This window comes from Streptomyces sp. NPDC088923, from assembly GCF_044749745.1.
GTDB lineage: Bacteria > Actinomycetota > Actinomycetes > Streptomycetales > Streptomycetaceae > Streptomyces.
This window is the reverse complement of record NZ_JBIVIO010000001.1, coordinates 1,131,374-1,143,987: the sequence shown is the minus strand read 5'-3', so window position 1 is coordinate 1,143,987 and position 12,614 is coordinate 1,131,374. Positions and strand designations below refer to the sequence as shown.

Annotated in this window: 11 protein-coding genes; 7 read left to right on the top strand and 4 right to left on the bottom strand. The window is 74.1% G+C overall.

The annotated features are described in order from the left end of the window. The first annotated feature begins 40 nt into the window (after positions 1-40). A complete protein-coding gene (locus tag ACIP4O_RS05415) occupies positions 41-793 on the top strand; it encodes an alpha/beta hydrolase (RefSeq protein WP_401571746.1) in 753 nt (250 codons plus the stop codon). Here ACIP4O_RS05415 and ACIP4O_RS05410 read toward each other — a convergent pair. The 3 genes from ACIP4O_RS05410 to ACIP4O_RS05400 all read right to left on the bottom strand — a co-directional run bounded on the left by ACIP4O_RS05410 (position 769) and on the right by ACIP4O_RS05400 (position 4,269). Then, complete coding sequence (locus tag ACIP4O_RS05410; RefSeq protein WP_401571743.1) at positions 769-1,452, bottom strand: DUF4328 domain-containing protein; 684 nt, start codon at positions 1,450-1,452, stop codon at positions 769-771. The genes ACIP4O_RS05415 and ACIP4O_RS05410 overlap by 25 nt on opposite strands. 208 nt (positions 1,453-1,660) lie before the next feature. Then, positions 1,661-2,596, bottom strand: coding sequence for a DeoR/GlpR family DNA-binding transcription regulator (locus tag ACIP4O_RS05405; protein WP_361331413.1), 936 nt, complete (start codon positions 2,594-2,596; stop codon positions 1,661-1,663). Positions 2,597-2,817: 221 nt separating this feature from the next. Continuing rightward, positions 2,818-4,269: an NAD(P)H-quinone dehydrogenase gene (locus ACIP4O_RS05400; protein ID WP_401571740.1), complete on the bottom strand. Its 1,452-nt coding sequence runs from the start codon at positions 4,267-4,269 to the stop codon at positions 2,818-2,820. Positions 4,270-4,415: 146 nt separating this feature from the next. Between ACIP4O_RS05400 and ACIP4O_RS05395 the strand changes: the two genes are divergently transcribed. From ACIP4O_RS05395 to ACIP4O_RS05375, 5 genes are all read left to right on the top strand, one after another. Further along, a complete protein-coding gene (locus ACIP4O_RS05395) occupies positions 4,416-4,853 on the top strand; it encodes a gamma-glutamylcyclotransferase (protein ID WP_009065914.1) in 438 nt (145 codons plus the stop codon). A 283-nt stretch (positions 4,854-5,136) separates the two neighbouring features. After that, positions 5,137-5,964, top strand: a complete 828-nt coding sequence (locus ACIP4O_RS05390) for a purine-nucleoside phosphorylase (protein ID WP_361331408.1) — start codon at positions 5,137-5,139, stop codon at positions 5,962-5,964. A gap of 123 nt (positions 5,965-6,087) precedes the next feature. Then, positions 6,088-7,788: a phospho-sugar mutase gene (locus ACIP4O_RS05385; protein WP_401571737.1), complete on the top strand. Its 1,701-nt coding sequence runs from the start codon at positions 6,088-6,090 to the stop codon at positions 7,786-7,788. A gap of 267 nt (positions 7,789-8,055) precedes the next feature. Then, entirely contained in the window at positions 8,056-8,925 is an 870-nt protein-coding gene (locus ACIP4O_RS05380) for a DNA-3-methyladenine glycosylase family protein (protein ID WP_401571734.1), read from the top strand. 302 nt (positions 8,926-9,227) lie between these two features. Beyond that, the gene (locus ACIP4O_RS05375) at positions 9,228-10,475 is read left to right on the top strand and encodes a hypothetical protein (protein ID WP_401571731.1); all 1,248 of its coding nucleotides are present in this window, start codon (positions 9,228-9,230) and stop codon (positions 10,473-10,475) included. Between the two features lie 347 nt (positions 10,476-10,822). On the opposite strand, the gene ACIP4O_RS05370 is transcribed toward ACIP4O_RS05375, so the two are convergent. Continuing rightward, a complete protein-coding gene (locus ACIP4O_RS05370; RefSeq protein ID WP_361331400.1) occupies positions 10,823-11,470 on the bottom strand; it encodes a PH domain-containing protein in 648 nt (215 codons plus the stop codon). A gap of 154 nt (positions 11,471-11,624) precedes the next feature. On the opposite strand from ACIP4O_RS05370, the gene deoC reads away from it, so the two are divergent. After that, positions 11,625-12,611: a deoxyribose-phosphate aldolase gene (deoC, locus tag ACIP4O_RS05365; protein WP_401571728.1), complete on the top strand. Its 987-nt coding sequence runs from the start codon at positions 11,625-11,627 to the stop codon at positions 12,609-12,611. Positions 12,612-12,614 lie beyond the last annotated feature (3 nt).

Sequence of the window (12,614 nt, the reverse complement as noted above, 5' to 3'; positions counted from 1 at the left end):
CCCCCTGAGGGTCCCGCCCGTTCGCCGTCCCGGAGGCGCGATGAGCCACCCCGCCCGCACCACCGTGCGCGAGAGCGTGCTCGCCGTCGACGGCGAGCGGCTGAGCGCGTACACCGTGACGCCGGGGCGGGAGCTCCGGGGGGCGTACGGCGTCGTGCTGCTGCACGGGGCGGGCGACGGCGACAAGGAGCGGTGCCTCCCGCTCGCCCAGGACGTCGCCGCGCGGGGCCACCACGCGCTCGCGCTCGACTTCTCCGGGCACGGCGGGAGCACGGGGCACCTCGCCGAGCTGAGCCTGCGGCGGCGGCGCGATCAGGCCGCGGCGGTCGTGGCCGAGGTGTTCGGGGCGCGGCGGCCGCTCGTGCTCGTCGGGTTCAGCATGAGCGGGCAGACGGTCGCCGATCTCCTCGCGCGGTACGGGCCCCGGGTCGCCGCGCTCGCGCTGTGCGCGCCCGGGATCTACGGGCGTGCCGCGTGGGACGTGCCCTTCGGGGACGGGTTCACCGAACTGATCCGGCGCCCGGCGAGCTGGCGCGACAGCCGGGCCCTTCAGGCGTACGGGTCCTTCGCGGGACGGGCGCTGCTCGTCGTACCCGAGCGGGACGAGGTCATCCCCGAGGAGGTCACCTGGCTCGTGCAGACCGCCCTCGCGGCGCGCGCGGACCTCTCGGTCCTGCGGCTCGCGGGCGCGGGGCACGCGCTCGGCCGGTGGCTGAGCGAACGGCCGCAAGCGCGGGCGCAGCTCCTCGACAGCCTGCTGGACGGGCTTCAGCCCCCTGTCCGCTCCTCCTGATCGCGCGTCATCCGCAGCACGAGCACGCTCGTGAGAACGGCGGCGGCGACGAGGAAGAAGTCCGCGGCCAGCATGCCGCGGAAGGCGTCGTAGACCGCCTCCGCCTCGGGCTGCCCGTCGTCGCCCAGGTTCTCGGTGACGAGGAGCATCGCGACGGCGCCGAGGAGGAACAGCCACCACGCGTTGATCCACCAGGGGGTACGGCGCTCGGCCGGGTCCTCGTCCGGGGGCGCCGCCGCGCGCCAGACGTCCACGACGACGTCGCGCGGGAACCAGAGGGAGATCCCGGGGACGATCCAGGAGAACCAGACCCACGGGCGCGCGTGGCGCTGCACCCGTGGGGCGAGGACGTCCGCGTTGTCCCGCATCGCCTGGAGCCAGTACACGAGGCCGAGGACGCAGACGACGAGGGTCAGGACCGTGAGATCGCCGAGGTAGTGGTACTGCTCCTCCAGCGCGGTGGGGACGCGGTGGTACCCGTCCTCCGGCTCACCGGGCGGCGCGGGCGGGCGTGGGCCCGCGTGGAGGCGCAGTTCCCAGACGAGGAACACGAGCCGCGCGAGCACCACCGCGCCGAGAGCCCCGACCGCGAACCGCGCACGGGGCACCACCCGCACGAATCGGGGGGCGGCGGCGCTGCCGGACAGGGCGAAGCTCATGAAGCGCTCCTCGGTGGGGGACGGTGGAACGGCTGTCGGCGTAGACGCCCCCACGAGGGCGAGCGGTTGCGGGCGCGGCCCGTCACGGTTGCGGGCGCGGCCGCCGTCCGGGGACCCGGCGGACGCTACGGGGCGGGCCGTACGGTACGGGGACGACGCCGCCCCGAGCCCGTACCGCCGCCCCCGTACGAGCGACCGTCAGGTCCGCTCACCGCCGGTGCGCGTCCGCCGTCCTGCCCCGCTCGCCCTGGCCCGGACCGCCCTGCTCGGCGCTCAGCGGGCCCGCCGTGCCCGGCGGGCGGTGGGCGTGCGGGCGGGTCGGGGGCTGGGCGCGGCGCTGGCCGGGGAGGCCGACGTCGCGGGTGCGGGGGCGGGGGGCCGGGGCGTGGGGCCCGGCCAGGGAGATGTGGACGCCCTGGTCGGCGAGGGCCTGGAGTTCGGTCGCGGCGCGTTCCTCGCCAGGGGCCGGTTCGTCGGTGACGAGGCGGGTGATGAGGTCGGGCGCCACGGTCTGGAACATCGTGTCCGTGCCGAGCTTCGTGTGGTCCGCGAGGACGACGACCTCGGCGGCCGACTGGACGAGCGCGCGGTCGACGCTCGCCGAGAGCATGTTGGCGGTGGACAGGCCGCGCTCTGAGGTGAGACCGCTGCCCGAGAGGAAGGCGCGCGAGACGCGCAGGCCCTGGAGGGACTGCTCGGCCCCGCTGCCCACGAGGGCGTAGTCGGTGCCGCGCAGGGTGCCCCCGGTCATGACGACCTCGACACGGTTGGCGTGCGCGAGGGCCTGGGCGACGAGGAGGGAGTTGGTCACGACGGTGAGACCGGCGACGCGCGCGAGGCGGCGGGCCAGCTCCTGCGTCGTGGTCCCGGCGCCGATCACGACGGCCTCGCCGGGCTCGACGAACTCGGCGGCGAGTTCGGCGATCGCGGCCTTCTCGGCCGACGCGAGATGGGTCTTCTGCGGGAAGCCGGTCTCACGCGCGAAGCCACCGGGGAGCACGGCGCCCCCGTGCCTGCGGTCGAGCAGCCCTTCCGCTTCGAGCGCCCGCACGTCCCGCCGTACGGTCACTTCAGAGGTCTGGACGACGCGGGCCAGTTCCCGGAGCGAGACGGCTCCGTTGGCGCGCACCATTTCTAGGATCATTTGACGACGTTCAGCAGCGAACACAGAACAGACGGTAACGCGCATGACTGTCCGCGTTCACCACTTTCCGCCGAGTTACGGAAGTTGTCCATGTCGAGGCCGCGAAAGTGGTATACGGGGTCGCGCACGGCGGCCAGGGGCGGTCACGGCAACGGGCCACCGCGTCGCCGCGATGGCCCGATATCCCCACCGAGCAGGGAAGTTGAGAGCGTACGGCCCCCTCAGACCTGCTCCTCCGCGCGCTTGACGGTGTGGAGCTGACGGGCCACCTCGGCGATCGAACCGGACAGCGACGGGTACACAGTGAACGCGTTAGCGATCTGTTCCACGGTCAGATTGTTGTCCACAGCGATCGAGATGGGGTGAATGAGTTCACTCGCGCGGGGGGCGACGACCGTACCGCCGACGACGACGCCCGTCCCCGGGCGGCAGAAGATCTTGACGAAGCCGTCGCGGATGCCCTGCATCTTGGCGCGCGGGTTGCGCAGCAGCGGGAGCTTGACGACGCGCGCGTCGATCCGGCCGCCGTCCACGTCCGCCTGGCTGTAGCCGACGGTGGCGATCTCGGGGTCCGTGAAGACGTTCGACGAGACGGCCTTGAGGTTGAGCGGGGTGACCGCGTCGCCGAGGAAGTGGTACATCGCGATCCGGCCCTGCATCGCGGCGACGGAGGCGAGCGCGAAGACGCCGGTGACGTCGCCGGCCGCGTAGATCCCGGGGGCGCTCGTGCGGGAGACCTTGTCGGTCTTGACGTGCCCGGAGTCCTTGAGCTTGACCCCGGCCTCCTCCAGGCCGATGTCCGTCGTGTTCGGGATCGCGCCGACCGCCATGAGGCAGTGGGAGCCGGTGATGACGCGGCCGTCCGCGAGCGTGACCTCGACGCGGTCGCCGACGCGCTTGACCGCCTGCGCGCGCGAGCGGGCCATGACGTTCATGCCGCGGCGGCGGAAGACGTCCTCCAGGACGGCGGCGGCGTCGGGGTCCTCGCCGGGCAGCACGCGCTCGCGCGAGGAGACGAGGGTGACGCGCGAGCCGAGCGCCTGGTAGGCGCCCGCGAACTCGGCGCCCGTGACACCGGAGCCGACGACGATGAGCTCCTCGGGCAGCTCGTCGAGGTCGTAGACCTGCGTCCAGTTGAGGATGCGCTCGCCGTCGGGGCGGGCGTCGGGCAGCTCGCGCGGGTGCCCGCCGGTCGCGATGAGGACGGCGTCGGCGGTGAGGCGCTGCTCGGAGCCGTCGGCCGCGGTGACGACGACGGTGCGGGAGCCGTCGCTGCCCTGCTGGCCCTCCAGGCGGCCCCGGCCGCGCAGGACGCGGGCCCCGGCGCGCGTGACGGAGGCGGTGATGTCGTGCGACTGCGCGAGCGCGAGTCGCTTGACGCGGCGGTTGACCTTGCCGAGATCGACCCCGACGACGCGCGCCGGGCGGTCTATGTAAGGGGTGTCGTCGGCGACGAGGATGCCGAGTTCCTCGTACGAGGAGTCGAAGGTCGTCATCACCTCGGCGGTCGCGATGAGAGTCTTCGAAGGCACGCAGTCGGTGAGCACCGAGGCCCCGCCGAGGCCGTCGCAGTCGACGACGGTCACCTCCGCGCCGAGCTGGGCGCCCACGAGGGCCGCTTCGTATCCGCCGGGTCCGCCACCGATAATCACGATCCGAGTCACGTACTTCATTGTCCCGCACGCGCCGAATTGCTTCGCGCCCGGGCCCACCGTCCGGGGTGTGCGACGGGTCACTCCGCCACCCGTCCCCCTCCCGTACGAGTCCGCCTCCTGCGACTCCCCCGCCTCCCCGCGCCGTCTGCCGTACTCTCGACCCCATGTCGCTCTACGCTGCGTACGCAGGAAATCTCGACGCGCGGCTGATGACGCGCCGTGCCCCGCACTCCCCGCTGCGGGCCACCGGCTGGCTCGACGGCTGGCGGCTGACCTTCGGCGGCGAGCACATGGGCTGGGAAGGCGCGCTCGCCACGGTCGTCGAGGACCCGGCCTCGCAGGTCTTCGTGGCGCTGTACGACATCGCGCCCCCCGACGAGGAGGCGATGGACGGCTGGGAGGGCGTCGGCCTCGGCATCTACCGCCGCGCCCGGGTCCGCGTCCACACCCTGGAAGGCACGGAGTCCTCGTGGCTCTACGTACTCAACGGGTACGAGGGCGGCCTGCCCTCCGCGCGCTACCTCGGCGAGATCGCCGACGCGGCGGAATCGGCGGGGGCCCCGCACGACTACGTGATGGAACTGCGCAAGCGGCCCTGCTGAGCGCGCGCCCGGGGCCGCGGGTGCCCGAGACCGCGGGTGCCCGGGGCCGCGGGTGCCCGAGACCGCGGGTGCCGGTCCGTGCCGCGGCGGAACCGGCTCCGCGAGGGCCTGGTTCGCGCCAAGGACGCCGGGCCGCACGACAAGCGCCGCTCCCTGTCCCCCGACGCCCTGACCAGGCCGCTCCGCGTCCGAACGCGCCCGTTCCCGCCTACCGGCAAGTCAACATCAGGTCGTTATCAGCGACGTCTACGCGCGTAGGCTGTGAGCGGTTACGCTCATTCGCGTGAACGCATCAGTTATTCCGGACGACATCCAGGGCGACCCCTTCGCCGCCGCTCGGGCCGCCGCCACGCGGCTCGGTGAGCTGACGGGGGCCGAGACACACGACGTGGCCCTGGTGATGGGCTCGGGCTGGGTGCCCGCCGCGGAGGCGCTCGGCGCGGCGGACCACGACCTGTCCTTCACGGACCTGCCCGGCTTCCCGCCGCCCGCCGTCGAGGGCCACGCGGGCCGCATCCGCTCGTACGGCGGACTCGGCGGCAAGCGCGCCCTCGTCTTCCTCGGCCGCACGCACTACTACGAGGGCCGCGGGGTGGACGCGGTCGCGCACAACGTGCGCACGGCGGTCGCCGCCGGGTGCAAGACGATCGTGCTCACCAACGGCTGCGGCGGGCTGCGCGCCGGGATGCGGCCCGGGCAGCCGGTGCTGATCAGCGACCACATCAACCTCACGGCGACCTCGCCCATCCACGGCGCGAACTTCGTGGACCTCACCGACCTCTACTCGCCGCGCCTGCGCGCGCTGTGCAAGGAGATCGACCCCACGCTCGAAGAGGGCGTGTACGTGCAGTTCCCCGGCCCGCACTACGAGACGCCCGCCGAGATCGGCATGGTCCGCGCGATGGGCGGGGACCTCGTGGGCATGTCGACGGTCCTGGAGGCGATCGCGGCGCGCGAGGCGGGGGCCGAGGTGCTCGGCATCTCGCTCGTCACCAACCTCGCGGCCGGCCTCACGGGTGAGCCCCTCAACCACGAGGAGGTCCTCCAGGCGGGCCGCGACTCGGCCGCGCACATGGGGGCGCTGCTCGGTCAGGTCCTCGACCGCATCTGAGGGACCCTCCCTCGTACGGGGTACGTGTCCCCGTACGACCTCCGGGGGAGACCGCGCGCGGGATTGCCCCCCGCCCCCGAGCCGTGAAGCTGCCGTACCGAAGCCGAGAAAGGCACGACCACCGTGGTGGACAAGGACGACGCGAAGGACCTCATCGACCGCGCTCGCCGCTGGCTGGCCGAGGACCCCGACCCGGACACGCGCGCCGAACTGGCCGCGCTGCTCGACGCGGAGGACCTCGACGCGCTGCGGGACCGGTTCGCCGGCCTGCTCCGCTTCGGCACGGCGGGCCTGCGCGGTGAGCTGGGGGCGGGTCCCTCGCGGATGAACCGGGCCGTCGTGATCCGGGCGGCGGCGGGGCTCGCGGCCTTCCTGCGGGAGCACGGCAGGGGGGACGGGCTCGTCGTCGTCGGGTACGACGCGCGCCACAAGTCGGCGGACTTCGCGCGCGACACCGCCGCCGTGCTGACCGGCGCGGGGCTGCGCGCCGCCGTACTGCCCCGGCCGCTGCCCACGCCCGTCCTCGCCTTCGCGATCGGGCACCTCGGCGCGGTCGCCGGGGTCGAGGTCACCGCGAGCCACAACCCGCCGCGCGACAACGGCTACAAGGTCTACCTCGGCTTCGGCTACCCGGAGCCCGGCGAGGGCGCGGGCTCGCAGATCGTCGCTCCGGCGGACGCCGAGATCGCCGCGGGGATCGAGGCGGTCGACGCGCTGGACCAGGTGCCGCGCGCCGAGGACGGATGGACGGTACTCGGGGACGACGTACTTGAGGCGTACGTGGAGCGCGCGGTCTCCGTGCTCGCGCCCGGCTCGCCCCGCACCGCCCGTATCGTGCACACCGCGCTGCACGGCGTCGGCACCGAGACCGTCACGGCCACCTTCGCGCGGGCCGGGTTCCCCGCGCCCGTACCGGTCGCCGAACAGGCCGCGCCCGACCCGGACTTTCCGACCGTGGCCTTCCCCAACCCGGAGGAGCCGGGCGCGATGGACCTCGCGTTCGCGACGGCGCGGGCACACGAGGGCGTGGACCTGATCGTCGCGAACGACCCCGACGCGGACCGCTGCGCCGTCGCGGTGCCGGACGCCTCGGCGGCGGGCTGGCGGATGCTCACGGGCGACGAGGTCGGCGCGCTCCTCGCCACGCACCTGCTGCGGCGCGGCGAGCGCGGCGTCTTCGCCGAGTCGATCGTCTCCTCGACGCTCCTCGGCACCCTCGCCCGCGCGGCCGGGGTCCCGCACGAGGAGACCCTGACGGGCTTCAAGTGGATCTCGCGCGTCCCCGGGCTGCGGTACGGGTACGAGGAGGCGCTCGGCTACTGCGTGGACCCCGAGGGCGTGCGCGACAAGGACGGCGTCACCGCCGCGCTCCTCATCACGGAGTACGCCTCGGCACTCAAGGAGGAGGGCCGCACGCTCTCCGACGCGCTCGACGAACTGGCGCACGAGCACGGCGTGCACGCGACGGCCCAGCTCTCCGCCCGCGTCGCCGACCTCTCCCTCATCCCCGCCGCGATGGACCGCCTCCGCACCAGCCCCCCGGTCCGCCTCGCGGGCCTCGCGGTCACGGCGGCCGACGATCTCAGCCTCCCGAAGGACGGCCTTCCCCCCACGGACGGACTGCGGTACGTCCTGGAGGGGGACCTCGACGGACTGGCCACCCGGGGCCGGGTCGTCGTCCGCCCGAGCGGCACCGAACCGAAGCTCAAATGCTACCTGGAGATCGTCCTCCCGGCGGGCTTGCCGGTGGCGGCGGCCCGGGAGCGCGCGGCGCGACTGCTCGCGGAGCTGAAGCGGGACGTGGGGGCGGCGGCGGGTCTCTGAGGCTCGGGGGGCGACGGGGGCTCGGAGGCGGGTGGCGGACGCCCGGCGCCGTACGCGGGGGCTCGACGCGAAGGCCGACCGCCCGGCGCCGTACGCGGGGGCTCGACGCGAGGGCCGGACGCCCGGCGCCGTACGCGGGGGCTCGACGCGAGGGCCGGACGCCCGGCGCCGTAGGCCGGGCCCCGCCGTCGCCGTGCCGTCTCCCGCCCGCCGTGGCAACGTCGGTCGTGGGGCCGCCCGCGTGCGGGGCTCCGGAAGGCGAGCGCCATGCCCACGTTTTCGCTGACCCCGAAGGGGCCCTTCGCCCTCTCCGCCGCCCTCCGCTTCCTCGCGGACTTCACGCCCGCCGCGTATCCCCCCGAGGACGACGGCGTTCTGCGGCTCGCCTTCCCGGCGGACGACGGCCTGCACGTCGTCGGCTGCGCGGTGCGGCAGCCGGGCGACGCGGGGGACGTACGCGTCGAGTGGTCGTCGGACGGGGCCGGCCCCGCCGCCGTACGGGCCCAGGTGGCGCGCGTCCTGTCGCTCGACGTGGACGGGAGCGGTTTCCCGGCCGTCGGCCGGGCCGATTCCCGGGTGGGACGGCTCCAGTCGGAGTTCCCGGGCCTGCGCCCGGTGTGCTTCTACTCGCCGTACGAGGCCGCCGCGTGGACCGTGATCGGCAACCGGCTGCGGATGACGCGCGCGGCGGCGGTGAAGGACGGGCTGGCCCGGACGTACGGCGAGGCCCTGACGGTCGCGGGCCGGGAGAGGCACGCCTTCCCCCTCCCGGCGGTGCTGCGCGCTCTCGATTCCGTGCCGGGCGTGAGCGCGGTCAAGACGGAACGGCTGCACGCCCTCGCGGAGGCGGCGTTGGACGGCCGTCTCGACGCGGCGGCACTCCGCGCCCTGCCGCCGGAGGATGCCCTCGCCCGCCTTCGGGAACTGCCCGGCATCGGCCCCTTCTCGGCGGAGCTGATCCTCATCAGGGGCGCGGGCCACCCGGACGTGTTCCCCCGCGCGGAGCACCGGCTGCACGCGGCGATGGCGGAGGCGTACGGCCGCGCGGAGACGCCCGACGCGCTCGCCCCCGTCGCGGCCGGGTGGCGCCCGTACCGCTCCTGGGTGTCCCTGCTGTTCCGCGCGGGGGCGGGGTGAGGGGGCGAGCACCCGGGCAGCGGCAGCCCTCCCGCACGAAATTTCCCGTACCGGAGCGCCCATACGTTTCGTAAAGTTTCGCCGCTCCGTCACCGCCCTGTTCCCGCGCCACGGATGGTCAGCGCCCTCGCCCCGGTCTCGGGCGCCCGCGAAGTGCCCCTCCGGGGTTTCGCTCACGCGCCCGTGAGCTGCCCTCTCCTTCGAAACTTGCGCGATCCGTTGACGGGGCTCTTCCGGTTCCCCAGGATGCGTGCGGACGTACCCGCGGTCAGGCCGCACCCCCACCCGTACGGAGAACTGTCATGCACAGGACATACGCCCCGCCCTCGCGCTCCTTCCCCCTGCTTCTCGCCCTGTGTTGCCTGCTGCCCCTGCTGGGGCTCGCGGGAGGAACGGCCCACGCGGCCACCCCGGCGCCCGCCGCCTCGACCCCCGCCGCCGCGGGAGAGCGGCAGTTGCTGATCGGTCAGTCGAGCAAGGCCGCCTGGGACGACTGGACGTCGTTCGGGCAGGACCCGGCGGGGGGTTCGGTCTACTACGAGGTGGCCTCGGGCACGTGGGTCGGCGCGAACCACGCCGCCTACGCCTCCTTCCTCGCCGACCGGGGCGCGACGATCCAGGTCGGCGTGAGCTGGAAGGACAACCCGCCCGGCTTCACCGGCGGCGACGAGGCCGCGAAGGCCGCGCGCTCGCGCGAGGTGACGCGGGAACTCGGCGAAGGGCAGTACGCGGACCGCTTCACGACGCTCATCGACTTCGCCAACGCGCACCCGGCGGCGACGTTCCTGCTGCGCCTGGACTACGAGGTGAGCCCGTACTACCACTGCACGGACGAGAGCTGCGACTCGTACAAGAAGGCCTTCGCCCGCATCCGCGCCCTCATCGACGGACGCACGCACGGCAACGTCCAGTACGTCTTCCACCCCGTGCGCGGCAGCTACGCGCAGATGTACCCGGGCGACGCGGTCGTGGACCGCGTCGGCGTCTCGCTCTTCGCGCACGAGCTGTGCCTGCCGATGTACGACAACGGCTACCTCTACAACGGGACGCCGCCCGACCACTACGACACCGCGGCCCTCCAGTGCCGCAACGCCTACATCGGCAAGGACTCCTCGGGCAACGACGCCGCCGTGTGGAAGAACTGGGACTACGACGGCAACGTCCTGAAGATGATGAAGTTCGCCAAGGACCACGGAAAGAAGATGATCGTCTCGGAGGGCGGGATGATGAACTTCACGGCGGACGGCTCCGACACGAGCGGCAAGGAGCCGGACCGCGGCACGCTGTGGGTGCGGCGGCTCTTCGGGCTGCTGCACTACTCCGGCCCGATCCCGAACGAGTCCGGCAGCTACGACCTCTCGGACGTCATCACGGCCGTCACGTACATCGACCTCGACTTCCGCTACGGCTGGGACGGGATCGACGACGGCGGCTTCGACTTCCCGCCGAGCTCGTCCTGGTTCGTCGACGGCCGCCTCTCCCAGTCGCCGGGCGCCCGCGCGGCCTTCTGCGCGGGCCTCGCGGAGGGCGGCTTCGGCACGCGCTGCTGAAGCGGCGGGGCCCGCCGGGGGCGGTACGCGCCTCCGAGGCGGCGGGGCGGCGGGGCGGCGAGGCGGCGGGGCGGCGAGGCGGCGAGGCGGCGGGGCTCGCGGAGGACGGCTTCGATGCGCGCGGCCGGGGCGGCGAGCTCGGCTCCGGTGGGCGCTCGGCTCCGGTACGCGCTCGGCTCCGGTACGCGCTCGGCTCCGGTGGGCGCGGCCGAGCTCGGCTCGGGTACGCGCGGCTGAGCTCGGCTCCGGCAGGCGCGGCTGAGCTCGGCTCCGGTGCGCGCGGCTGAGGCGGCGGGGCTCGCGGGGCGGGAGGCGCGGACGCCCCCGCGGGTCCCGCACCGCCGCGCTCAGACCAGCAGCAGCACGATCAGCAGGAGCGCGCCCGCGGCTGCCGGGGCGATGACGGGCCAGCACCAGCGGGCCTCGGTGAGGCCCTTGCGCGGGGAGTCCGTGTCGCCCGCCAGTTCGCGCAGTTCGCCGAGCGCCACATCGCCCTGCGGGTGGCGGATCTCGCGCGCCGTGGTGGCGGTGTGCCCCGCCTTCTCCCCCCGGCTCATCGCCCGGGCCTCGGCGCGGGCCGCGCGCTTGCGGCCGCGCAGCGAGACCGGGAGCGCCCACAGCTGGAAGACCTTGCCGTCCGCGTCGACGACCTCGTTCGAGTAGCCGGAACGGAGCGTGGCGACGGCCTTCCAGGGCAGCACGATCGTGCGGAAGGGGTTGCGGACGCGCAACCGCTCCGTGTTCGCGTACACGGCGGGCCGCAGCGTGAAGGCGATGATCAGCGGGATCACGCACAGCAGCGCGGCGATCGCGATCCACGGGGTGCGGCCTTCGCCCAGCACGATGGCATCGGCGCCCAGCCAGCCGCCCAGGATCAGCAGGAACACACCGGCGGCGATGCCGGCGGGCGAGCGGTAGATCCGGTCGGGAGCGGCCGGCGAGGGCTCGGGCGCGGCCGGCGAGGGCTCTGGAGCAGCCGGGTCGGGGGTCGTCATACCCCGATTCTCCCCCACCGGACGCACAAGCCCTCGGGCTCCCCACCGGACACGGGCGTCACACCCCCGCGCGGACCCCGCTGCCCGCCCCTCCCGAGCCCCCACACCCCCCTGTACAGACCGCTACGCGCGTAGATATGCTCCCCTGGTGAGCATGCCCACGACTCCCCCCGCCCCCTCCCCCGCGCCACGGGTCGCCGCAGGGGCCGCGTTCGCCGAAGTGAGCGCCTCCGACGCCTCGTTGCGGCGCTTCCTGCACGGACTGCCCGGGGTCGACCCGGTCGGTCTGGAGGCGCGTGCCGCCGCGCTCGGGACGCGGTCCGTGAAGACGGCCGCGAAGGTCCGCGCGATCGATCTGGCGATCTCGATGATCGACCTGACGACGCTCGAAGGCGCCGACACCCCCGGCAAGGTCCGCGCGCTCGCCGCGAAGGCGCTGCACCCGGACCCCACCGACCGCTCCGCGCCCCGCGTCGCCGCCGTCTGCGTCTACCCCGACATGGTCGCGACGGCGAAGGAGACGCTCGCCGGGAGCGAAGTCCGTATCGCCTCGGTCGCGACCGCGTTCCCGGCCGGGCGCGCCCCGCTCGCCGTGAAGCTCGCCGACGTCGAGTCCGCGCTCGCGGCGGGTGCCGACGAGATCGACATGGTCATCGACCGCGGCGCCTTCCTCGCGGGCCGCTACGCGAAGGTGTACGAGGAGATCATCGCCGTGCGCGAGGCGATCGGGGCCCGCGCCCGGCTCAAGGTCATCTTCGAGACCGGGGAGTTGTCCACGTACGACAACATCCTGCGCGCCTCGTGGCTCGGGATGCTCGGCGGCGCGGACTTCATCAAGACCTCGACGGGCAAGGTCGGTGTCAACGCGACCCCGGCGAACACGCTGCTCATGCTCCAGGCGGTACGGGACTTCCGCGCCGCGCACGGGGAACAGGTCGGGGTGAAGCCGGCCGGTGGCATCCGGACCACGAAGGACGCGATCAAGTTCCTCGTCCTCGTCGCCGAGACGGCGGGCGAGGACTGGCTGAGCAACGCCTGGTTCCGCTTCGGCGCCTCGGGGCTGCTCGGCGACCTGCTCATGCAGCGCCAGAAGCTGGCCACGGGCCGCTACTCCGGCCCCGATTACGTGACGGTGGACTGAACT